The sequence below is a fragment of the Plantactinospora sp. KLBMP9567 genome (assembly GCF_033446045.1).
Lineage (GTDB): Bacteria > Actinomycetota > Actinomycetes > Mycobacteriales > Micromonosporaceae > Plantactinospora.
Genome location: NZ_JAWQRR010000058.1, coordinates 39,011 through 61,570, shown reverse-complemented (window position 1 = coordinate 61,570; position 22,560 = coordinate 39,011). Strand labels below are relative to the sequence as shown.

Genomic DNA, 22,560 nt, shown 5'->3' with positions numbered 1-22,560 from the left:
CGTGGAGGCGACCCGCGCTAACATGTCGACGATCGGCGATCGGTGCCGTGCCGAGGCTCCGGTCCGCACCCATCCGCACCGGCTGCCCGTCCTGCCGGCGGCCCGTGGCACGTCCGCCGGAGGTACCTTCTGATGCCCGATGGCACCGACGACCTCGATCCCGGCCGCGCCCGGACGCCGGCCGACCTCGTCGGGCTGCTCCGGCAGTTGCGCGACCGATCGGGGTTGAGCTTCCGGCGGATCGAGCGGTCGGCCCGGGCCGCCGGTGACAACCTGCCGGCGAGCACCCTCGCCACCATGCTGGGCCGCAACACCCTGCCCCGGGAGGAGTTGGTCCGGGCCCTGACCCGGGCCTGCGGCGAATCCCCGGAGTCGGTGGAGCGGTGGCTGGCGGCGCGCCGACGTCTCGTGGACACCGCCGCGACACCGCCGGCGGCGGCCGAACCACCGAAGCCGGCCGAACCGCTGGAGCCAGCCGATCGGCGACCCCGCCCCGGCCTGCTGCTGCTGGCCGCCGCGACCGGTGCGGTGGTCGCGATCGCGGCCGTCCTCGCCGGCTGGTGGCTGTCGCAACCGGCCGACCGGGACGACACCGCCCGGCCGGACCCGACCGTGACCAGCCAATCCGCTCCGACCGGCGGCGACCTGGGCACGCAGGTCGCCGGTGGGCAGGGCGCGACCCGGATCCGGGTGGCGCACTCCGGGCTCTGCCTCTCCGAACGCGCCGGGGACGGTGACGGGCAGGTCTTCCAGGCGAGCTGCGCCGGGGCGTTTCCGGTACGCAGCCTGAGCGCTCCGATCACCGCCACCGGCGGCGCCACCAGCTATCTGATCCGGACCGACCATCCGGAGTTTGGGCCCGGCTGCATGGGCATCCGGGAGGGCAGCCGGGAGGTGGGCGCCCGGGTCGAGGACGACTACTGCGGCCAGGAAGGGGCCGGGGAGCAGTTCCACCTGGACCCGGTCGGGTCACCCGGGCAGGGCTTCCGGCTCCGTCTCGTGCACAGCGGGCTCTGTGTCACCGTCGACGACGTCGACGCCGAGTGGGCCGAACTGCTCCAGTTACCCTGCGATCCGCGGCACGCCGGTCAGGTGTTCCTGGTCGAACCGGCACCGCCGGACATCCGGCCCGCACCGCTGCGCTGACTCCCTTCCGGAGGGCCGTCGTCGAGCCGGCGCTGGCTCCGGCACGGACGGCCGTCGTCCGGCCGGGATCGCCGTGGTACGGGCCAGGCTTGTCGACGGTCGGGGGTCCGGGGGCGGACGAGCGGGCGGGCGTACACCGGGCACCGGAGCCCCGATCCGCCCGTTCGGACCCGTTCGGAGCGGATCCGCACACCCTCGAACGGGGCCAGACCTGGCGTCTCCGGCCGCACCGTCCTTTGCTGACTGAAGCGGACGGGGCGCGGTCGGGGCGGTAGCCCGTGGGCGGGCTTTCCGGCCGTACGCCGCGCGGCAGCAGGGGGTGCCGATCCGCGCGGTGGCGCGATCCCACGACCACCCCCGGGAGGTACCGGATGACTTCGATCCTGCTCACCGGCGCGTCCGGGGTGATCGGTGCCGCCCTGCTGCACCGGCTGGCCGGTCACCGGGTGACCGCCCTGACCTACCGGGCGGAGGTGCCCGGCCGGGCGGTACGCGGCGACGTCACCCGGCCCTGGCTCGGCCTGCACCGTGGCCGGTACGCGGAGCTGGCCGCCAGCGTCGACGTGGTACTGCACTGCGCCGGTGTCACCGACTTCAGCGCGGACGACGACACGATGCGGACCCAGAACGTCCGGGGCACCGAACAGATCGTCCGGTTCGCCGCCGATGCCGGGGCGAGGCTGGTGTTCTCCTCGACCGCGTTCGTGGCCCGGCACGAGTTGGCCCGGCCGGCCCGGGCCGAGGAACCGGGCGGCACGGTGGACCCCCGGCGGTACCTGGCCAGCAAGCTCGCCGCCGAGGAGGTCGTACGCCGCAGCGGCCTGCCGGCCGCGATCGCCCGGATCTCGGTGGTGATCGGCGACTCGGCCGGTGGTGAGACCAGCCGGTTCCAGGGCCTGCACAGCACCACCTCGGCGATCATGCGGAGCCTGCTGCCGGTGCTGCCGTTCAGCCCGGGCGCCACCATCGACGTGCTGCCCCGGGACCTGGTGGCCGAGGCGCTGGTCGCCCTCGCCCTGCCCCCGACCCCGTCCACCGGCCTGGCACCGACGTCCGGCGCCGCGGCGCCACCGTCCACCGCCCCGGCGCCACCGTCCGGCGACCCGGCGTCCGGCTACCCGGCATCGACGTCCGGCGGCCCGGGGCCAGTGTCCGGCGGGCCGGCGCCGGCGGACCGCACCGGACCGGTCGCCGAGTACTGGATAACGGCGGGGGCCGCGGCGCCGACCGTGCAGCGGCTGGTGGACCTGGTCGTCGCCCGGTGCGGCGAACTCGGCCTGCGGGTGTCGCTGCCCCGGTTCGCGCCGCCGGCCATGGTGGAACGGGTCATCCGGCCGGTCTTCATCGACCCGCTGCCGGCGAAGCAGCGCCGCCGGTTCGCCAACCTGATGGCCCTGGCCAGCCTCTTCGACGGCGCCGGCCGGTTTCCGACCGGCCTCGGCACGATCCCGGGCGGGCCGCCCGCGCCGACCACCGCCCTGATCGAACGGGCCTTCGTCGCCTCGGTGGACTACCAGGCGCGGACCGAGGGCCTGACAACCGCTGCGCAGGTTCCGGAGCAAGGAGGTCTCGACGATGGGAAACCGATGGTGCTGAAGGCGGATCCGGCATGACCGGGTCAGACGTGGTGGCTGCTCCCCCGACCGAACACGACGGGCTCACCGGCGTCCAGGCGCCGCTGTCGTACGCGCAGCAGCTGCTGGCCGCGTTCGCGGTGCACGAGGGCGGCAGCGTGTTCGGCCCGAACTTCGTCAACTGGTGTGCGCACCGGCTCACCGGACCGGTCGACGTCGACGTGCTGCGTCAGGCGCTCGACGACATGGTACGACGCCAGGGCGCGCTGCGTACCGTGGTGGTGCGCGAGCAGGGCTTTCCGTTCCAGCGGGTACGCCCACCCGCCCCGGTGCCGCTCACCGTCCTGGACCGGCACGGGACCGCGCCGGACGACCGGGACGCGGAGGTGGCCCGGATCACCGCCCGGGCCCTCGCCGACGGGCAGCCCAGCGACCGGGTACCGCTGCTCGCGGCGTACCTGGCCCGGTTCGGGGACGCCTCGGCGCTGGTGCTGGTGATCCACCGTACGGCGGCCGACGGCTGGACGATGCAGGTCGCCATCCGGGACGTGATGGCCGGGTACGAGCGCCGGCTGCGCGGTGAGCCCCCGGACCGCACGCCGCTGCCGCAGTACGTCGAGTGTGCCCTCGCCGACGGCTCGGCCGAGCGGGAGAAGCAGATCCGGTCGGCGCTGCCGTACTGGCAACGGACCCTCGGCGACCTGCCGGCGGTGGGCGTTCCGGCCGACCGCCCCCGCCCGGTCGACGGCACCGGCGGGGTACGCGCCCTGCACACCTTCGAGCTGTCCGACCGCACGGTGCAGGAGGTACGCCGGGCCGCCCGGACCGCCCGGACCTCCTTCTTCACGATGCTGCTGACCGCGTACGCGCTCAGTCTCACCGGGCGGACCGGCGGCAGCGAGATCGCGATCCCGGTGCTCGGGGCCGGCCGGAGCCGGCAGCAGTGGGACACCGTCGGCTTCTTCGTCAACGGCCACGTACTGCGGCTCGGCGTGCCCGCCGAGCAGACCCTCGCGACCGTGCTCGCCCGGGTGCACCGGGCGGGGATCGCCGCGCAGACCAACGACGTACCCCTGATCCGGGTGCTGGAGGCGCTGCCGAACGTCGCCGCCTCGGCCTTCGACAGCAGCACCGTGGTGCCGACGCCGATCCAGCTCTGCCAGCCGATCCCGGACTTCGCCGACGACCGCGCGACCGTGCGCTACCAGCGGATGAAGCTGCCGCCCGAGGTCGTCGCGGAGCAGCCGGTGATGCCGGTGGACTTCCTCTGGGTGATGGAGCCGTACACCTCGTTCGTGGTCCGGGTGATGTACAACCCCCGGATGTTCGACGAGGCCAGCGTGGTCCGGCTGGCCGACGACTTCCAGCGGGCGCTCTGGCTGCTGGTCACCGCCCCGCAGATCAGCGTCCGGAGCGCCCGCGCCGCGATGGAGGTGGCACGGTGACCGTGACGGTTTCCCGGGACGACCTGGAGATGGCGTCGGAGTACGTGCCGCCGCGCACCGAGTTGGAGCGGCGGTTGATCCGGATGTGGAGCGCCAAGCTGGGCGTCGCGCCGATCGGGGTGCACGACGACTTCTTCGAACTCGGCGGCGACTCGCTGCTCGCCGCCGACCTGCAACTCGACATCGACACCGAACTCGGCGTGGAGGCGACCACCGGCACCCTGTTCCTGCTGCCCACCGTCGCCGCCCTCGCCGAAGCCCTCGGCCCGCTGCGCGGGAGCGACGGGCATGGTTGACGAGCTGTCCACGATCGACCTGGCGGACCCGGGCCTGCACGCGGAGGGCGACCCGCACGCGGTCTGGCGGATCCTCCGGGAGCGCAGCCCGGTGCACTGGCAGCCGGTGTCCCGGCCCGGGCTCCCGGCCGACCTCGGTTTCTGGGCGGTGACCCGGTATCCGGACGTGGCCCGGGTGCTCGCCGAGCACGAGTCGTTCAGCTCCGAGCAGGGCACCCTGCTCAACCTGCTCGGCCGGGGCGACCCGGCCGGCGGGCAGCAGTTGGCGGCCACCGACCCGCCCCGGCACGACCGGATGCGGGCCCCGCTGTACCGCGCGATGAACGCCCGACCGGTGGAGGCGCATGCCGGGCGGATCCGGGCCGGCGTGACCGAACTGCTCGCCCCGGGTGCCGGCGGCGAGCCGTTCGACCTGGCCGCCGCGCTGACCGGCCTGCCGCTGGTGGCGATCGGCCCGCTGCTCGGCCTGCCGGCCGGGGACTGGCCGGAGCTGTCCCGGCTGGCGATGATGTGCACCGCCGAGGACGATCCCGACTACCAACTGCCGGCCGGCAGCGCGCGCACGCTCGACCAGGCGCACCGGGCACTCTTCGGCTACTTCTCCGAGGTGGTCCGGCAGCGGACCCGCTCGCCCGGCGACGACCTGGTCAGCCTGCTGCTCGGCATGCGGACCGACGGCGAGCGGGCCCGGCCGGGCGCGGTGGTCTCCAACTGCTACAGCCTGCTGCTCGGGGCCAGCGTCACGCTGCCGCACGTACCGGCCGCCGCGCTGGTCGAGCTGGCCGGCACCGACCGGTACGCCGGCTGGGCGGACCGCCCCGACCTGCTCGACCCGGGGGTGGAGGAGGCGCTGCGCTGGGCGTCCCCGGCGAGCCACTTCATGCGGGTCGCCCGCCGGCCGGTGTCGTTGCACGGCCGCAGCATCCCGGCCGGCGCCGCGGTGGTGGCCTGGCTCGGTGCCGCCAACCGCGATCCGGCGGTCTTCGCCGATCCCGACGTCTTCGACATCCGCCGCCGGCCCAACCGGCACCTCGCGTTCGGCAGCGGCCGGCACTACTGCATCGGTTCGCACCTGCCCGGCTCACGCTCCGGCTGCTCTTCGCCGAACTGTTCCGGATGTTCCGGTCGGTGGCGGTCGTCGGCGAGCCGGTCCGGGTCCGGTCGACATTCCTAACGGGGATCAAGCGGCTGCCCGTGGCCGGGCAGCCACGGAGGGAGCGGTGATGACGGTGGTCGAGGAAGCGCCACTGACGTACGCGCTGGAGCTGCTGACCGAGATCGACGGATGGCTGCCCGGTCAGGTGCTGAATCCGCGGTTCCTGGTGCACGCCGCGTTCGAGGTGGACGGGCCGGTCGAGGTGCCCGTACTGCGGGCCGCGCTGGACGACGTGGTGGCCCGGCACGGCGCGCTGCGTACCGTGCTGGTCCGGCACACCGACGGGCGGCGGTACCAGCGGGTGCTGCCACCGATGCCGGCCCGGCTCGCCGTCCGCGACCTCGACCCGGTGACGCCGCCCGCCGAGTTCGTCACCGAGGTCTGCGAGCGGGACCATCCCGACGACTCCGCGCCGCTGCTCTGGGCACACCTCGGCCGGCGTGGCCCGGAGCGGGCGCTGCTGGTGCTGGTCGCCCAGCACGTGGCGGCGGACGCCTGGTCGATGACCGTGCTGGGCCGGGACGTCGCGGTGGCGTACACCGCCCGGCTGGCCGGGCGGGCGCCGTGGAGCGAGCCGGTCATGCAGTACACCGCGATCGCCGAGGACGACCGGTCGGCGAAGTGGCAGGCCCGGATCAGGCAGGTGCAGCCGTACTGGCGGGAGCGGCTGGCCGGGGCGACCGGGCTGGGCGTACCGGCCGAGACGCCGGGGCGGCCGGGCAGTTCCGGGACGATTGCCACCGTGCACTTCACGGTCGACGACGAGTTGCGGCGGGCGGTCACCGAGGCGGCGCGACGTGCCCGGACCACCCCGTTCAGCCTGCTGCTCACGGCCTTCACCGCCGCGATGTACCCGCAGGACGGGTCGAGCCCGGGTGACGCACTGGTACCGGTGATCACCGCCGGCCGGATCCCGAGCGAGTGGGAGACGGTCGGGTTCCTGCTGAACACGCTGCTGATCCGGGTGGACCGGTCCGGCGGGCCGGACCTGGCCGAGCTGCGTCGACGGGTGGACGGGAGCTGCCGGCAGGCGTACGCGAACGACATCCCGCTGCTGACCGTGCTGCGCGCCGTACCCGAGCTGTTCGAGATGCTGCCCCGCCGGGACCGGGTGCTGCCGCTCTTCCAGCTCATCCCGCGTACCCCCGTGCCGCCGCCGCCCGAGCCGCCGGCACTGCGGCTGACCCCGGTCGCCACGGACCGCCGGGCACCGGCGGTCATCCCCGGGCCACTGCTCTGGACGATGTACTCGGACGACTCGTTGACCGGGCTGGTCGCCTACGACACCGAGCTGTTCGGCGAGAGCTGGGTGCGGCAGCGGGCGGCCACCTTCCAGCAGTCCCTGCGGATCCTGGCGGCGGTCCGGTGACATCCCGGCGGCCAGACCTGACCGGGTCCCGGCGGCCAGACCTGACCGGCCCGGCGCTGACGTACCCGGCACACGTCCTCGACCTGCTCGAACCGCGGCTGGCCGGTGCCGGGCCGGCGGTCGTCGACCGGGACGGCGGGCTCGACTATCCGGAGCTGCGGGAGTGGTCCGACGCGGTCGCGGCGGCGCTGCGGGACCGGGGCGTACGCCGGGACGAGCCGGTGCTGGTGCACACCCGGTTGTCCCGGTGGGCGGTGGTCGGCATGCTCGGGGTGCTCCGGGCCGGCGCCCGGTACGTCGCGGTCGACGCCGCCTTTCCGGTCCGGCGGCAGCACCAGCTCGCCGAGTCCTCCGGTGCCCGGGTCGTGCTGGCGCAGCCCGGCCTGCCGCCGCTGCCGGACCGGCACGACACGCTCGTGCTGGACGCGCTTCCCACCCCGTCCACCACCCGGGCGGCGAGGCGGGGAACGCTCGCCTACACCTGTTTCACCAGTGGCTCGACCGGGCGCCCGAAGGGGGTGACGATCTCCGCGGCCGCGCTGGCCTACTCCACCGCCGCCCGGCTCGGCTACTACCCGGAGCCGGTGACGGCGTACCTGCTCTGCTCCTCGATCTCGTTCGACAGCTCGGTCGCCGGGATCTACTGGACGCTGGCCTGCGGCGGCACCCTGGTCGTACCCAGCGACCGCCCCACCGACCTGGTCGCGGTCGGCGAGGCGGCGAGCCGGTACGCCGCCTCGCACCTGCTGATGGTCCCGTCGCTGTACGGCGTCGCGCTGCGCGGCGGGCTGGCCCGGCAGCTCGGCTCGCTACGTACCGTCATCGTGGCCGGGGAGTCCTGTCCGCCCGAGCTGGTCGGCCGGCACCTGGCGGCGCTGCCGCAGGCCCGCCTCTACAACGAGTACGGCCCGACCGAGTGCACGGTGTGGAGCACCGTGCACGCCTGCCGGCCGGCGGACGCCGAGGGCCGGTCCGTGCCGATCGGCGGCCCGATTCCGGGCACCCGGGTCTACGTCTGCGGCGAGGACGGCGGGCCGGTCCCCGCCGGCGAGATCGGTGAGCTGTGTATCGGCGGTCCCGGGCTGGCGGTCTCCCGCGAGCCGGCCGACGGCCCGACGGACCATACCGGCGACGGCGACCCGGACGGCAACCGTGTCGGCCAGCCAGGCGACGGCGACCCCGACGGCCGTGCCGAGAGCGGCGATCGGGAGGCGTTCGGTGTGCTGGGCGGTGAGCGGGTGTACCGGACCGGTGACCTGGTGTCGGTCCGGGCCGACGGCGCACTCGACTTCCACGGCCGGGCCGACTTCCAGCTCAAGCTCGGTGGGGTACGGGTAGAGCGCGCCGAGATCGCGCACGCGCTGGGTACGGCGGACGGGGTGACCGCGGCCGGGGTCGGGGTGGTCTCCGATCCGGAACCCGGCGGCCGGGGCGGGCGGCACCGGCTGGTCGGGTTCGTCGTGCCGGCGGCCGACCCGCTCGACCGGCGGCGGCTGCGGGAACACTTGCTCGCGCTCCTGCCGGCGGCCGCGCTGCCGGCCCGGATCGAGCTGGTGGCGGCACTGCCCCGGCTACCCAACGGCAAGATCGACAATACCGAACTCGACCGGCGGGGGCGGGCACTGCTGGCCGGATGAGCCCGTCTATGGCCGGCCCGTTGGGGCAGCTCCGTATGTGGCCTCTTGGGGCAGCTCCGTATGTGGCCTCGGCGGCATGACGGAGCGGCCGAGCGTCTTGATCGTCTACACCCCGCATGCCCGGACAGTCGGTGCCGCCCTGCCGGAGCGTCGCCAGCTCGGCCCGGTGCTCGACCGAGTTATAGGGCGCGAGAGGCGCGAACCGTCAGGCGTGCTGCTTCGCCAGGCTGACGAACGCCTGCCAGGCGGTCGGCTCGAAGGTCAGGGTTCCCCCGTCACGGTCCTTGGTGTCCCGCACCAGCACCCGGCCGGGGAGGTTGTCGGCTACCTCGACGCATCCGGAGCTGTCACTATGGGTCGACTTGTGCCACCGAGGGATGCCGCCTATGTCCATTCTTCCGCCGTCCTCATGATCAGGTCTAGGCTCTGCTGTACGGGCAGAGCGTACCCCCGGATGCTTTCCCAAACCCCCTCCAGGTCCGCCGCTTGATCCGGTGCCTCGATCACGCGCCCCTTCAGATGGCCCTCAAGGTAGCCGATCGGGCGCCCCTCGACGCTTGCCAGCGCGAACGGTCCGTCAAGCCCTGGATACGCTCCGACATCCGCCGGCACGACTTGTACTCCGATGGTTGGGCTGTCGCAGGCTGCAACGACCGCCTTCAACTGGTCGCGCATCACGTCCGGTGACCCGATCCGCCGACGTAGCACCGATTCATCAAGAACGGCGACGAACTGACAGGGTTCGGGTTCGCGGTGCAAAATGTCCTGCCGATGAAGTCGAGTCAGTAAAGCGGCGTCCATGTTTTCCCCACGGCGCCCGTGGCCAAGCAGTACCGCCCGCGCGTACGCTTCCGTCTGGAGCAAGCCAGGAATGACGATCGGCTGAAAGGCTCGGACGAGACTGGCGCGGGCTTCGTATTCAATGAACGACCTCAACCAGACTGGCGCGGCCTCGCCGACGATGAACTCGCGATAGAACTCGATAAAGGCCGTACCGAACGCCCGATCTACGGCTTCCAGGTAGCGCGGGTGGGCGGCTCGCGTCCCGCGCTCTATCGAGCTGACGTGCTGTGCGGAGAACTTGATCCGCTGCCCCCACGCCTCCTGAGTGAGGCCGAAGGCTTCACGGACGCGCCGCAGCTCCTTGATCAGATATTCGCTTCCGGCCACAGTCCCTACTCCTTACATTCTCCACGTCTCTCCAGACAGCGGGTGCGGCGTCTGATACCCGAACGGACGCTGCCCCCGCCCTGTCTGTTAGCCGAAACGGGAGGGAAGGACATTGAGACGGGTACGTGGGATCAAACCGAGCCATCGCCGGGCGTGGTGGCGCCTCTGGCTGTACTGCCGATGCGGACACCGATGGATCTGCCCCGACTCCATCGAGCTGATACCGAGTCCGTACCAACCGCCGAGGGTGCAGCCCATCAGCCCTTACGACTTCCGCGAAGCGGTCCGGGAAGCGGCAAGCGGGATCGCCGTCGAACGGCAGTCCCGGGCGGTCCAGACCGATCCGCCACCGGACGGACCGGATGGGCCGGACGGGCCGCCCCAGCCGACCTGGCCCGGCTGGCCCGACCCGCACGGGCAGGCGCACCGGCGGCGCTACGACGGATGGAACGGGCGGGCCGGGTGCTATCCCGCGCTGCGTAACGGCCGTGCTGGGTACCTGACGCCGGCACAGCACCACCGGGCCAGGCACGCCGAGCGGGTGTAGATCGTGATTGGGCCGTGGGCGCGCTGGGAACGGCACGTCGCCCGACGGCGGGTGCGTGAGCGCCAGGCCGCACGGCAGGTGCCTGAGACCCCGGCCGGGCTGCACCTGCCCACGGACAGGTACGCCTGTCGAGACTGCGATCACGACTGGCCGTGCCAGGATGCCCGCCTGGCGCTGTTGATCTCCTTCCAGGGCAACCGGGTCGGGCTGATGATGTACCTCGCCGCGCACCTCACCCGCGCCCTGGAAGCACTGCCCGACCGACACCCCGCACTGATCGTCGGTCAGATCATCTACTGGGTACCCCGGCGCCGTTAGCCACCTTAGAAGCCCGTTGGAAGCGGCCCTGCCTTCCAAGCACTCCGGGGTCGGTCCCAACCTTCCTGGTTCCGTCCGCGCTCTCCTCCTCCGGCACGGGTGCGGGCGGAACGGGACCGCGCTCTCGGCGGTCCGCGATGGAAACCCCGGGTCGCTGTTTGGTTCTCCCCATACAGCGGCCCGGGGCCGGAGCCGGCGTGCCGGGGGCAGGGGGAGATCCATGACAACGGCACCAGCGGGTGCCCCGTCTGTGATGGCCCGGGCCGATCCCGGCGCCGCGTCACCGCTCTCCCGTTGGCGATGGCCACGGAGAGATCCTTCCTGGTAGGCCAGATTCCGCCGCAAGAACCTGTCTACCGTAGGGCCCCACGCTCTGTCTCCGCATCATCCGTTATGGACGCGATGCCCGTGTCATCCAACCCGAGCCTGGATCCTTGTTGAGATCAACTCACTAGGCGTGGCGATCCGATGCACGGCCCGTTGCGTCTCGGGTGGCGTCGGCCCACACCCGGAAGCGGGTCAGGTGCCAGGCTCACAGACCCCCGTTGATGGAGACGAAGCCGCTCTGGGACGATATCGAGGCGGCAAGCCCATCGTCGTATCCACGGTGTCCACCCGATTGGAGTGCTCATGCCGAGGATTAGGCCCCTGTTGGTCGCAACATTGACACTGACGGCGCTGGCCGGTTGCACCCGGACCGGAGAGAAGACCTGCGATTTAATTGATACCCCGAAGGGGATCGGTATCACCGTCGACGCGACGATCGCGGAGCGGGTTGACACAGCGGAGATGACCGTGTGCTGGGACGGTTCCTGCCAGACGCAACCGGTCGCTCTACGAAAGAGTTCCCGGACCGTCGACGACGGTTGCATCGAAAGCGGACCTGATACCGTCTGTGCTGCACGTGAAGAGCCCACAGGCGAGGAAGCGGGCTTTGTCCGTCTCCCCGACATGCCGCCCGGCCCCGTCGATGTGACCGTGGCCCTAGCCGATCTGACAGGAAGTCGGATTGTCAATGAGACGCTGACGCTCGATCCGAAGATGGTCGATTCCCCGGGGGAGTGTGGCGGAATTAGACCGCAGGGCCAGATCACGGTCAGCGCTGACGGGAAGGTGCGCGCGGTCGACTAGATCATTGATATGAATTCCGGCACTGGCAGGATGACTCAAGCGTCGAGTTCGTTGAAAAGAGCAGGGAAGTGCCCCCGACGCCGGAATTCAAAAGTCAGTATTGACCACCCTTCAGTAAATGGGGACCAATGGGGCCGTCATCGAATCGCGCCATCGGCGGCATTGCAATCCGTTTCGCGGGGTCCGCCAGCGAGCGACGGACCCCGCGAAACGGTATCACCAATTATCGTTGACGTGCCTGATTATTACCGTGGCCACAAGTCCATGGTTGGATGAGAGCAGCCCGATGTCGATGAAGTTGCCGTTGCTGTCAACATTACGATGGGAGTTGGTGCCGACGATCTGAGGGTTTGTTCCGATGTTGATCGCCATAGGCCCCCCACTTGCTCCATGGCCCATATCGCAGGCCAGCTCGAGCCGATTGTCCAGGGGATCCCCATCGGCGGCATCCGCCGTGTTGCCCTCGCAATACATCATGTAATCGCCCTGCGCGAAGTCGGAGTCGGGCCTGTTGTAGCCATCTGAAGGGTACCCGTACGAGCGGACGTTGCTGAAATCTGTCTCTCCGAGGAACCGGTAGCCCCAGGCTCCCACGGTGTCCTTAAGGCTCAGCGATTGTCCCGTTCCGGGCGTAACGATCACGACCCCCATGTCAGCGTCTTGTCTTCTGTCGGGTCGCCGCTGATGAACTCGTTGTGGGCGATGAGGTTGACGCCGGGGAAATATCCGTACGGAAGCGTCGAGCCACTGACGGCCGGCACGAATATGTGATTCCTATACCATCCCGCATCGCCGCCCGAAGCGGAGTGAAGGCAGTGCGCTGCCGTCCATACGGCGTTGGGGCTGTCGGCAATGATGGAAGTCGCGCTGCAACTATACCATTCCGTCTCCGCTTGATTGGAGAAGTACAGGCGGCCCACTGCGCTCGTCGGCCAGGTGGTCACATTGGAAACCCGTTGAGAGACACTGACCGTGGCCATCGTCGAGACGAACGGGGATGGCTGGGCACCTGCGAAGCTCTTAGGTGCCACCGGAGCGGCCCAAGCCGTCGATGGGTCCTCTTTCCGTGCCCGTGCGGTTCCCCTTCCGGTATCCGGTTGACCTCCCGGCCGAATGTTGGGAGCGGGGGCAGGGTTCGCGGCCGCTTGCTCCATACGCTCAGGCGTCCAGAACCTGCGAAGTTGATCGGGACTCTTCCCGACAGATCGAGTGGCAATGGTCGGCTCGGACAGCCCCTCTCTTGGCCCCGCTGAGGCCGCAGCAGGGATAAGCAGTGTGCCGGACACCGTGGCGACTGCCGCCAGGACGGGCAGGATCCAGCGTCTCTTCAGGCGTCGGCTGATTGATTGAGACATGACTCTCCAATCAGGGATAGCGCGTCCACGGAAGGCTGGACGTCGCCCCCCGTGCTCGCTAATCGGCCGGTCCGTCCAGTCTCGACATCAGAAGGCGGGTAGATCAATGGATGCATGGACATGCTTGAGATTCATCACTGAGAGCGGCGCGATCGCTACAGTGAGTTCGAGTGCGCGTAGCCGGGCCGTTCGAAGATCTGCCGGATCTACCGCAACGGGGTGAACGGACTCGGCCAGGCGGCCGGCAGCCTGATCCTCGGCCACCGGGCACACCTCGACGACCTCGCCCGGCTCGCCGCCGACGGCCACCAGTTCGTCTACATCGGACACCGGGAGGTCCCCGGCGTCGAGATCTGTTACGTCGGTGGCGACTACCGCGCCGCGACCGGCCGGATCGTCGACGACCTGGTCGCCCTCGGCCACCGGTCGTTCGGGTACCTCGGCGAAAGCTCCCGGTACGAACCGCAGGCCGACCGGTAGGACGGCTTCGCCGCCGCCCTGGACCGGTTCGGGCTGCCCGTGCCCACCCCGGCATACGTCAACCCGGACGAGCTCACCGCGCAGTGGCTCGACGACTCCCTCGCCGCCGCTAGCAGCAGTCCCACGCGGTAGTCGAGGGTAAAACGAAGATGAAAGCACCCCGGGGCGCCACAACGGCGGCCCGGGTGCTGTCCGGGTAAACGGTGCAGCTAGGCCGCGCGGCGCACCACTCCCCATACGGCGTTCTTGCTTACGTCCAGCTCTCCGGGCGATCTCCCCTAGACTCATTCCGGCGGCCCGCAGCTCGATCGCTGGCGTTCCCGGATGCTCTCCCGGTGCGTCTCGCGGTATACCTGTCGCGGTATACCTGCTGCCGCGCCTGGTTGCGGTCCCGGCAAGTACGCCGGTAGCCCGTCGCGCTTGGCCCGGCTCGGAACGAACGCGGTTTTCGGCTCCTCCCCGCAGCCGGGGCACGTCTTCACTTAGGTGGTAGCGGTGTCTCGGTGCAGTTCACCGACTGGACGGTCCGCCCCCGGATGCGGGTGCCACCCGGGCGCGGACCGTCCGCAGTCGGCGTCAGCAGGTGGCGGTCAGGCCCGCCCAGTCGGCGCGGTCGTTGTAGCCGCCGTCGCCCGCGTCGCCGACCACCAGGTCGAGGACCCGTACCCCGCTCAGGTCGACGTCGACCTGACGCGGATCGTCCCGGGTCAGCACTCCGCTGTCGTAACGGACCTGGCCGTCGCCGACCACCTGGAAGGTCACCGTCGCGCCCTCGGGTCCGACGTTGCGGACCGCGTCGTCCAGTCCGACCAGTACGGAGAGCCGGGTACACCGGCCACCGAGGTAGTAGCGGACCGTGGAGGGCGAGGCGACGCCGATCCCGGTCGGGTACACCTGGCCGACCACGCTGATCGGGGAGCCGCCCCCGACGCTGGCGTCGACCGTCGGGCTCATCCAACCGCTGGTGGCGCTGATCCAGTCGTGGTGCGAGAGCACCACCTCACCGTCCGGCGGCGCCGGTGCGACCGTCAGGGTACCGACCGTCGCCTGCCGCAGCCGGCCGTGCCCGGGCACCTGGTAGGAGGTGGTGGCGGTCAGGCTGGCGGCACCGGGGGCAGCGCCGGCCGGCAGGGTCAGCGTGAAGCCGAAGGTCCTGCTCTGCCCACCGCCCAGCACCGGCACCGCCGCCCGGCCCTGCGGCCGGACCGTCCAGCCGGCGGGTGCCGCCAGGGTCACCTGCGGCACCAGCACCGGCAGCAGGCCGTCGTTGCGGACGGCGACCTCGACCCGGGCCTGGTCCCCACCGGCGGCGACCGGCGCCGACCCGTCCGGCGTGGCGACGCCGCCGACCTCGGTCACCTGCGGCAGGCCGGCGGTGACGTGCGGTACGCCGGGCAGCCCCCGGTGCGTCCCGACCCGGAACAGCGCCGCGCCGTGCGCCGGGACCGCCGCGCTGATCGTGCCGGCGCTCTCGGTGACCTGGTTCGTCCAGGCGTTCTCGACAGTGAACCGGTTGCCGGTCAGGCCGAGCGCCTTCGCCGTGGTGGTCAGGGTCTTCGGGCTGTCGCCCCGGTTGAGCAGCACCACCGCCCGGTCACCGTCGGCGAGCCGCTTCACCCAGGTCTCGGTGGTGCCGGCCGGGCCGACCCGGACCGCCTGCACCCCGGCCGGGTCCTGGTTGATCGCCAGCACCTCGGGGTCGGTGAGGATCTCCACCGAGGTCTGACTGATCTTGCGTACGTCGCTGGCGATCACCAGCGGCGCGGCGGCCACGGTCCAGAGGGTCATCTGGGTCCGGAACTCCTCGTCGGTCATCCCGAGTTCCGGCCCGAGGTAGTCCGGGTCGTTGAAGTGCCCCGGCCCGGCGACCTCCGGGTGCCGCGCGTTCGCGTCGTAGTTGCGCAGCACGTCCTTGTACTTGACCTCACCGACGAAGCCCACGTCGGTGTACGTCCGCCAGGACTGCGCGATCGCCGGCGCGTAGCTCCAGGAGTACGTGGACTGCTGCTCCTCCGGGTAGTTGCCCCAGTCCGGTGAGGTCACCGGGTTGCAGAGGTTGAAGATGATCGGCCGCTTGCTGGCGTTGTCGCGCAGCGCGGCGGCGAACTCGGTGAAGACGGTCTTCGGGTCCAGGTCGGCGGCGATCCCGCAGAGGTAGTCCACCTTGACCGCGTCGAACTCCCAGGCGGCGAACTGGTCCGCGTCCCGCTGGTAGTAGCCGTGGCTGCCGAGCCCGCACTTGCCCGGGATGTACGGCCCGGCGTCGGTGTAGATGCCGGCCCGCAGCCCCAAGCCGTGGATGTAGTCGACCAGCGGCCCCAGCCCGTTGGGGAACCGGGTCCGGTCGGCCTGGAGGTCACCGGCCGCGGTACGCGGCTCCGGGTCCTGCCAGCCGCCGTCGAGCCAGACGATGTCGTAGCCGGCCTCGGCGAAACCCCGGTCGACCAGGGCGTCGGCGACCTGTTTCACCGACTCCTCGGAGAATTCCCCGCCGAGCCCGTAGTAGGTGTTCCAGCCCTGGTAGGGGGTCGGGCTGAGCACCTCCCGGGAGTCCGTCAAAGCGGTGCCGGCGGGCTCGGCGACGGGGCCCTGTGCCTGGGCGGGGACGGGCGCGACCAGCAGACCGCCGGCGAGGGCGAGTACGCCGACGAGCGCATGTCGTCTCACATCGTTTCCTTCACTGTCGGGGAACGGGGGTGGTGGATCAGGCGCGCCGGAGGACGACGAGTTCCGCGTCGTGGTCGGGCGTCCACCGGACCGGCAGCCCGACGGTGGTCAGGTGACTGCCGGAGTAGCGCCGTTCGTCGTGTCGGTAGGCGGCGGCCGGGTCGAGACCGGCCAGCGGGAGCCGGACCGGGCGGGACGGCAGCAGGCCGACGCCGTCGAGCCGGCCGGTGTGCCAGGCGAGCACCACGACCGTCTGCTCGTCGGGCGCGGTGTACTGCACGGCGCAGCGGGGCTGGTCCGGGCCGCCGATCAGGTGCACGGTGCCGTGCGTGACGACGTCCCGGATCTCCTTGTACCGGGCGATCCAGCCGGCCGCCTCGCGGCGCTGCTCCGGCGTCCAGTGCCGGATGTCGGCGCCGATGCCGAGCACCCCGGCCATCGCCAGCACGAACCGGAAGGCCAACGACCGGGGGCGCGGGTCGAAGAGTCCGGGCGAGTCGGTCACCCAGGAGCTGAGCAGGTGCGGGGCGTTGGCGTGCAGGAAGCCGTACTGGATGGCGAGCCGGTCCAGCGGGCCGGTGTTGTCGCTCGGCCAGAAGACGTCGGCCCGGGCCGCCATGCCGAGGTCGGTCCGCGCCCCGCCGCCGGCACAGGCTTCCAGCAGTACGTGCGGGTGGTCGCGGCGCAGCCGCTCGTAGATCCGGTGCAGGTTGGCCACGTGCGCGCCGTCGAGGTCGACCTGCCCGGCCGCACCGGCGGCTGCCGGCAAGCTCCGGCCCGCTTCGGTACGCGGCCGGTTGAAGTCCCACTTCAGATAGCCGATGTCGTACCGGCGGAGCAGCCCGTCCACGGTGGAGTGCACGAACTCGGCCACCTCCGGACGGCCGAGGTCCAGCAGGTACTGGTTGCGGATCGGGGTCAGCGGCCGGCCCTGCACCTGGTAGACCCAGTCCGGGTGTTCGGCGTAGAGCGTCGAGCGCGGGTTGACGCACTCCGGCTCCACCCAGAGCCCGAAGTTCATCCCGAGACCGCGGATCTCGGTGACGAAGGCGTCGAAGCCGGCCGGGAACTTCGCCGGGTCCGGGGTCCAGTCCCCCAGGCCGGCGGTGTCGTCGTCCCGGCCGACGAACCAGCCGTCGTCGACCACGAAGGTCTCGACACCGAGGTCCGCGGCGATCCGGGCCAGCGCGAGCTGGTTATCCGCGTCGACCGTGAAGTAGGTCGCCTCCCACGAGTTGTAGAGCACCGGCCGGGGCGTGAGCCGGTCGGCGGCGAGCCGGCGCTGGTAGTCGTGCCAGACCCGGGCCAGCCCGCCGAGCCCATCCGGGCTGTAGGCGCCGGTGACCGCCGGCAGACTGATCCGCGCCCCGGCGGGCAGGTCGAGCGGGCCGTCGACGAGGCGCCGGCCGGCGCGTACCCGGGTCAGCCCGCCGGTGTCCCGGGTCGCGGTGATCTCCCACGAGCCGGTCCAGTCCACCGCCACCGCCCAGGCGGAGCCGGTCGGCTCGGCCTGGTCCCGGACGACGAGCCACGGGACGTACGCGTGCCCCGGTACGCCCTGCGCGCTGCCGACGGTGAACTCGCCGTGCCCGAGGTCGACGTGGTCGAGCTGGAACTCCTGCGCCCACTGCCCCCACTGGTAACTCAACCGTGCCCCGTGCGGCGTGGGTACGCAGAAGCCGGCCGAGTCGGCCCGGTGCAGCCGCAGCGGCTCCGGCCCGGTGTTGGTCAGCTCGACCCACCGGCGCAGCACGTCGGTGCCGTCCGGGATCTCGTAGTGCAGGGCGGCGTGCAGCCCGGTGACCGGGTCGGCGAAGGTCACCACCAGCCGGCTCGGCCCGCCGTCGGCACCGGTCCCGGTTTCGGCACCGGCCCCGGTCCCGGTCCGGGTCTCGGCACCGGTTTCGGCGCCGAGATAGTCGAAGCCGATCCGGCGGTCCCCGCCGGTGGTCTCCACCACCAGGTCGGCCCCGGTGAACGGCCGGGCGGCGTCGGTGGCGTACTCGATCGGCGCGGCGTCCCCGGCGGTGAGGAACGGCACCGGGCCGGCGTATTCCACCGGCGACGGCCCTTCGCCGACATCGTGCGGCCCCCACGCCACCAGTTCGAGCCAGCGCCCGTGCTCGGGCACCGCCACGGTGTATTCGCTCCGCGCGCCGCGCAGCGTCCAGCGCCGGGGTCGGGAAGCGTTCAACGAACCCTTCTCGACCTCCTCTTGCGGTCCGTCGGCACCCCGGCTGGAAGGCCGGGCGGAGGCGCCGCGCTGTTCAGGTCGAAAAACGTTCACTTGACGGCTCCGATCGCGAGGCCGGACACGAAGTGCCGCTGGAAGCGGAGGAAGACCAGCACGGTCGGCACCGCCGCGATCACCGTGCCGGCGGCGATCACGTTCCACGACGAGACGAACTGACCCTGTAGGCCCAGCAGGGCCGGAGTGACCGGCATCCGGTCGTCGGTACGCAGCACCGTGATGGCCCAGAGCAGGTCGTTGAAGATCCAGGTGAAGGAGAGCGCGCCGAGGGCGGCCAGCGCCGGCCGGGTCAACGGCAGGATCACCCGGGCGAAGATCTGCCCGACTCCGGCGCCGTCGATCAGCGCCGCCTCCTGGATCTCGCCCGGCAGGTCACGCATGAAGCCGTGCAGCACGAACGTGTAGAAGCCGAGCCCGAAGCCGACCTGGACCGCGATCAGCGCCCAGAGGGTGTCGTAGAGGCCGATCAGCTCGCTGAACTTGTTCACCGGGATGAGCAGGATCTGCGGCGGCAGCAGGTTGCCGGCGAGCATCAGCAGCAGGATGGTGCGCCGGCCGGGGATCCGGAACCGGGCCAGCGCGAAGGCCGCGACCGCGGCCAGCGCCAGGCTGAGCAGTACCGACGGTACGGTCACCAGCAGGCTGTTGACCAGCGCCCGCATCTCCCCGCCGTCGGTCCACGCCTGGCGGTAGGTGTCCAGGGTGAACGAGCGCGGCAGGCTGCCCACCCCGTTCGCGGCGATGTCGTCGAAGGAGCGGACCGACATGCTGACGACCCAGAGGATCGGGCCGAGCCAGAGCAGCGCCACCAGGCTCATCCCGAGGTGGAAGCCGCCGGTCCGGAGCTTGCGAATCATCAGTCGTCCTCCCGGAAGGCGCGGACGAGGTAGCCGAGGATGACCGCCAGCGCGAGTACGAAGATCACGACGGCGATCGCCGAGCCGTAGCCGAGCCGCAGGCTCTGGAACGCGGTCGAGTACATGTAGGTGCTGAGCAGTTCGGAGGAGTGGTACGGCCCGCCTCTGGTCAGCGCCCAGACGATGTCGAACGAGCGGAGCGAGTCGATCACGATGACCGACAGCACCACCGCGTTGACCCCGCGTAGCTGCGGGACGGTGACGTTCCAGAGCCGCTGCCAGCCGTTGGCACCGTCCACCCGGGCCGCCTCGTGCAGCGCCGGGTCGATGGCCTTGAGACCGGCCAGGTAGAGCACCATGACGTACCCGATCTGCCGCCACAGTGCGGGCAGGATGACCGCGTAGAGCGCGGTCTGCGGGTCGGCCAGCCAGGGTCGGATCAGTTGCTCCAGGCCGACCGCCCGGAGCAACTGATCGGCGAGCCCGTCGGGCTGGTAGAAGACCCGCCAGACCAGCCCGGTCACCACCAGCGAGAAGACCACCGGGGTGAAGAGTGCGGCCCGGTAGAAGCCGATGCCGCGCCGCTCCTTCTGCAACAGCAGCGCCATGCCGAACCCGCCGACGACCGAGAGCCCGCCGAAGAGCACCAGCCAGATCACGGTGTTGAGCAGGGCGCCCCGGAAGACCGAGTCGCCGGCCAGCTCGGTGTAGTTGTCCAGGCCGATGAACTGTGGCGGTTCGAGACCGTCCCAGCGGGTGAGCGAGAAGTAGAAGCCCTGTAGGGCCGGCCAGAAGACCCAGATGCTCTCCACCGCGAAGGGTACGAGCACGAAGGCCACCAGCAGCGGCGACAGGCGCCGGGCCGGGCGCCGCCGGGACGACTTCCGGTCCGGTGCCCGCCGCTGCCGTGGGCTCTCGGTCGGGGCGAGTGCGGTCATCAGCCCTTGAAGACCTTTTCCGCTCCCGCCTGCCACTCGCGCAGGATCGCGTCGATCTGGTCGGGCTTGTCGATGAACTTGGTCAGCGCGGTGTCGGCGGTCGGCTGGAGCGCGTCGCTGGAGTCGCGGTTGAAGAACTGGGTCAGCTCCTGGGCGCTGTCCAGCATCGCCTTGCCCTTGGCGACCAGCGGGGAGTCGGCGGCCTTGGCCTTCGGGTTGGCCGGCAGCACGATCCCGGAGCTGTGCCTGATGTACTCCTCCTGGGCCTCGGCCGAGGCCAGGTAGCTCAGCAGCGCCCTGGTGTCGGTCGGGTTGCCGGTCCTGGCACTGGCGAAGAAGCCGTCGGTCGGGCCCTCCTCGGCGACCGGCACCGCCGGGTCGATGATCGGGAACCGGAAGAAGTCGAGGTCGCCGAGGGCGTCCTTCGGGGCGGCGTCGGCGAAGAAGGTGCCGATCAGGAACATGCCGGTCTTGCCCGCCAGCAGCGCGGCGGTGGCCTCCTGGAACGGGTACGCCTTGCCCTTCGGGTCGAAGTACGGCAGCACCTCGCGCCACCGGGTGAAGACCGCCTTGACCAACGGGTCGTCGAAGCGCTGCTTGCCGGCGAGCAGTTCGCGGTGGAACGGCGCCCCGTTGATCCGGATGTTGAGGTAGTCGAACCAGGCCGACGCCACCCACGGAGTGTCGCCGAGTCCGATGCCGATCGGCGGGACGCCCTTGCCCTGCAACGTCTGGCAGAGCGCGACGAACTCGGTCCACGTCTTCGGCTCCTGCACGCCCCACTTCGCGAAGTTGGACTTGCGGTAGAAGAAGCCCCACCAGTAGTTGGTCATCGGCACGAAGACCTTCTTGCCGGAGGCGTCCGTGGAGATGGTGCGCAGCGGCTCGGGATAGTCGGTAAGGCCCTGCCAGACGTCGGAGACGTCCAGCAGCAGGCCCTTGCTGGCGTAGTCGTTGGCGACCGAGCCCGCGTACCAGGTGTAGAGGTCCGGCGGGTTCGCCGAGGTCAGGTACGTCGGAAGCTGGGTACGGTAGGTCTCGGCCGCGACGGTGTTCAGCGTCGCGCTGCCCTTGCCCTGCTTGTTGAAGGTCTCGATGATCTTCTCCATCGCGACCTTCGCCTGCGGCGAGGAGAGGTTGGACTGCACGGTGACCGGGCCGTCGCTCCCGCCGCCACCGGACGAGGTGCTGGCCGAGCTGGCACAGCCGAGCAGGCTGCCGGCACCGAGCGCGCCGAGGCCGGCGAGTCCGAGGTGGCCGAGGAACCGGCGACGACCGGGGTCGAAGTCGCTCACGGGGAGTATCCCTTCCTCATCGACCCGGGGGCCGGGTCGCGGGTGTATCGCTCAGGTAAACGGTGTGATCCAGAAGGTTGCATCCAGGGGTCGCGCCTGTCAAGATTTCTTCCTAATTAATGTTTTGATCTGCGGCGGCGACGGGTGGTGAGCCAGCGAATGCGTCGACTGGATGGCAAGGTTGCCCTGGTCACTGGGGCCTACGGCGGCATCGGTGCGGCCACCGCCCGGCGGCTCGCCGCCGAGGGCGCGGCGGTCGGTCTGGTCGACCTCCGGGCGCCGGAGCAGGTCGCCCAGGAGATCGCCGCAGCCGGCGGCCGGGCCTGTCCGATCGTCGCCGACGTCTCCGACGAGACCGACTGGGCCGGCACGACGACCACACTCCGTGATCAGTTCGGCCCGGTGGACATCCTGGTCAGCAACGCCTACTTCAGCGAGGTCGCCCCGGCGCACGAGACCAGCCGGCAGTCCTGGGACCGGCAGCTCGCGGTGAGCCTCACCGGCGCCTTCCTCGGCCTCAAGGCATGCCTGGACGACCTGCGCGCCGGCCGGGGCGCTGCCGTCCTCGTCTCCTCGGTGCACGCGATGGTCGGGCTGCCCGGCCACCCCGCGTACGCCGCCGCCAAGGGCGGGCTGGTCGCGCTCGGCCGCCAGCTCGCCGTCGAGTACGGCCCCGAGGTGCGGGTCAACACCGTCCTGCCCGGCCCGATCCTCACCGCCGCCTGGGACAGGGTGTCCGAAGTGGACCGGCAGCGCAGCGTCGCGGAGACTGTGGCCGGCCGGTTCGGTACCCCGGACGAGGTGGCGGCGACCATCGCCTTCCTCGCCTCGCCGGACGCCGGCTACGTCACCGGCACCACCCTGGTGGTGGACGGCGGTTGGACCGCGGTGAAAGCCTCGGCCTGACACAGACCACCATCGGACGAAC

At 71.2% G+C, this 22,560-nt stretch carries 20 protein-coding genes and 1 pseudogene; 12 read left to right on the top strand and 9 right to left on the bottom strand.

The genetic code is table 11. The features are described 5' to 3' along the window. Positions 1–132: 132 nt before the first annotated feature. The 7 genes and pseudogenes from R6Y94_RS45485 to R6Y94_RS40910 all read left to right on the top strand — a co-directional run. Positions 133–375 (top strand): annotated as a pseudogene (locus R6Y94_RS45485) (helix-turn-helix domain-containing protein); the annotation flags it as partial. 1,142 nt (positions 376–1,517) lie between these two features. Continuing rightward, positions 1,518–2,759 (top strand): SDR family oxidoreductase, encoded by a 1,242-nt coding sequence (locus R6Y94_RS40935; protein ID WP_318402312.1) that lies wholly within the window; start codon positions 1,518–1,520, stop codon positions 2,757–2,759. Further along, positions 2,756–4,165, top strand: a complete 1,410-nt coding sequence (locus R6Y94_RS40930) for a condensation domain-containing protein (protein ID WP_318402310.1) — start codon at positions 2,756–2,758, stop codon at positions 4,163–4,165. Before R6Y94_RS40935 ends, R6Y94_RS40930 begins: the two co-directional genes overlap by 4 nt. Beyond that, positions 4,162–4,461: a phosphopantetheine-binding protein gene (locus R6Y94_RS40925; protein ID WP_318402309.1), complete on the top strand. Its 300-nt coding sequence runs from the start codon at positions 4,162–4,164 to the stop codon at positions 4,459–4,461. The genes R6Y94_RS40930 and R6Y94_RS40925 overlap by 4 nt, the downstream gene beginning before the upstream one ends. After that, positions 4,454–5,635: a cytochrome P450 gene (locus tag R6Y94_RS40920; RefSeq protein WP_318402307.1), complete on the top strand. Its 1,182-nt coding sequence runs from the start codon at positions 4,454–4,456 to the stop codon at positions 5,633–5,635. Before R6Y94_RS40925 ends, R6Y94_RS40920 begins: the two co-directional genes overlap by 8 nt. Positions 5,636–5,684: 49 nt before the next feature. Then, positions 5,685–6,986, top strand: coding sequence for a condensation domain-containing protein (locus R6Y94_RS40915; protein ID WP_318402305.1), 1,302 nt, complete (start codon positions 5,685–5,687; stop codon positions 6,984–6,986). After that, positions 6,983–8,623 carry an amino acid adenylation domain-containing protein gene (locus tag R6Y94_RS40910; RefSeq protein WP_318402303.1) on the top strand — a complete coding sequence of 547 codons (1,641 nt, stop codon included), beginning with the start codon at positions 6,983–6,985 and terminating at the stop codon, positions 8,621–8,623. The genes R6Y94_RS40915 and R6Y94_RS40910 overlap by 4 nt, the downstream gene beginning before the upstream one ends. 205 nt (positions 8,624–8,828) lie before the next feature. Here R6Y94_RS40910 and R6Y94_RS40905 read toward each other — a convergent pair whose 3' ends face one another. Further along, positions 8,829–9,017 (bottom strand): DUF397 domain-containing protein, encoded by a 189-nt coding sequence (locus R6Y94_RS40905; protein ID WP_318402301.1) that lies wholly within the window; start codon positions 9,015–9,017, stop codon positions 8,829–8,831. After that, a complete protein-coding gene (locus R6Y94_RS40900; protein ID WP_318402299.1) occupies positions 9,008–9,793 on the bottom strand; it encodes a helix-turn-helix transcriptional regulator in 786 nt (261 codons plus the stop codon). The genes R6Y94_RS40905 and R6Y94_RS40900 overlap by 10 nt, the downstream gene beginning before the upstream one ends. Before the next feature lie 247 nt (positions 9,794–10,040). Between R6Y94_RS40900 and R6Y94_RS40895 the strand changes: the two genes are divergently transcribed. The 3 genes from R6Y94_RS40895 to R6Y94_RS40885 all read left to right on the top strand — a co-directional run bounded on the left by R6Y94_RS40895 (position 10,041) and on the right by R6Y94_RS40885 (position 11,789). After that, complete coding sequence (locus R6Y94_RS40895) at positions 10,041–10,340, top strand: hypothetical protein (RefSeq protein ID WP_318402297.1); 300 nt, start codon at positions 10,041–10,043, stop codon at positions 10,338–10,340. Positions 10,341–10,343: 3 nt separating this feature from the next. Further along, a complete protein-coding gene (locus R6Y94_RS40890) occupies positions 10,344–10,658 on the top strand; it encodes a flavin reductase (protein WP_318402295.1) in 315 nt (104 codons plus the stop codon). A gap of 651 nt (positions 10,659–11,309) precedes the next feature. Then, positions 11,310–11,789, top strand: a complete 480-nt coding sequence (locus R6Y94_RS40885; protein WP_318402293.1) for a hypothetical protein — start codon at positions 11,310–11,312, stop codon at positions 11,787–11,789. 216 nt (positions 11,790–12,005) lie between these two features. On the opposite strand, the gene R6Y94_RS40880 is transcribed toward R6Y94_RS40885, so the two are convergent. Both R6Y94_RS40880 and R6Y94_RS40875 read right to left on the bottom strand, forming a co-directional pair. Next, positions 12,006–12,431, bottom strand: coding sequence for a hypothetical protein (locus R6Y94_RS40880; RefSeq protein ID WP_318402291.1), 426 nt, complete (start codon positions 12,429–12,431; stop codon positions 12,006–12,008). Next, on the bottom strand, positions 12,428–12,769 hold the full coding sequence (locus R6Y94_RS40875) for a hypothetical protein (RefSeq protein ID WP_318402290.1): 342 nt from the start codon (positions 12,767–12,769) through the stop codon (positions 12,428–12,430). Before R6Y94_RS40875 ends, R6Y94_RS40880 begins: the two co-directional genes overlap by 4 nt. Before the next feature lie 594 nt (positions 12,770–13,363). Here R6Y94_RS40875 and R6Y94_RS40870 point away from each other — a divergent pair. Continuing rightward, on the top strand, positions 13,364–13,624 hold the full coding sequence (locus tag R6Y94_RS40870; RefSeq protein WP_318402288.1) for a hypothetical protein: 261 nt from the start codon (positions 13,364–13,366) through the stop codon (positions 13,622–13,624). Between the two features lie 576 nt (positions 13,625–14,200). Here the strand turns inward: R6Y94_RS40870 and R6Y94_RS40865 are convergent. From R6Y94_RS40865 to R6Y94_RS40845, 5 genes are all read right to left on the bottom strand, one after another. Next, entirely contained in the window at positions 14,201–16,291 is a 2,091-nt protein-coding gene (locus tag R6Y94_RS40865; RefSeq protein WP_318402286.1) for an NPCBM/NEW2 domain-containing protein, read from the bottom strand. Positions 16,292–16,328: 37 nt separating this feature from the next. Then, positions 16,329–18,485, bottom strand: a complete 2,157-nt coding sequence (locus R6Y94_RS40860; RefSeq protein ID WP_318402284.1) for an alpha-galactosidase — start codon at positions 18,483–18,485, stop codon at positions 16,329–16,331. A gap of 89 nt (positions 18,486–18,574) precedes the next feature. After that, positions 18,575–19,399 carry a carbohydrate ABC transporter permease gene (locus R6Y94_RS40855; protein ID WP_318402282.1) on the bottom strand — a complete coding sequence of 275 codons (825 nt, stop codon included), beginning with the start codon at positions 19,397–19,399 and terminating at the stop codon, positions 18,575–18,577. Beyond that, on the bottom strand, positions 19,399–20,337 hold the full coding sequence (locus tag R6Y94_RS40850) for a sugar ABC transporter permease (protein WP_318402280.1): 939 nt from the start codon (positions 20,335–20,337) through the stop codon (positions 19,399–19,401). The genes R6Y94_RS40855 and R6Y94_RS40850 overlap by 1 nt, the downstream gene beginning before the upstream one ends. Continuing rightward, positions 20,337–21,632, bottom strand: a complete 1,296-nt coding sequence (locus R6Y94_RS40845; RefSeq protein WP_318402278.1) for an ABC transporter substrate-binding protein — start codon at positions 21,630–21,632, stop codon at positions 20,337–20,339. Before R6Y94_RS40845 ends, R6Y94_RS40850 begins: the two co-directional genes overlap by 1 nt. A 159-nt stretch (positions 21,633–21,791) precedes the next feature. Here R6Y94_RS40845 and R6Y94_RS40840 point away from each other — a divergent pair, with 159 nt between their 5' ends. Continuing rightward, positions 21,792–22,538 carry an SDR family NAD(P)-dependent oxidoreductase gene (locus tag R6Y94_RS40840; RefSeq protein WP_318402277.1) on the top strand — a complete coding sequence of 249 codons (747 nt, stop codon included), beginning with the start codon at positions 21,792–21,794 and terminating at the stop codon, positions 22,536–22,538. Positions 22,539–22,560: the final 22 nt, after the last annotated feature.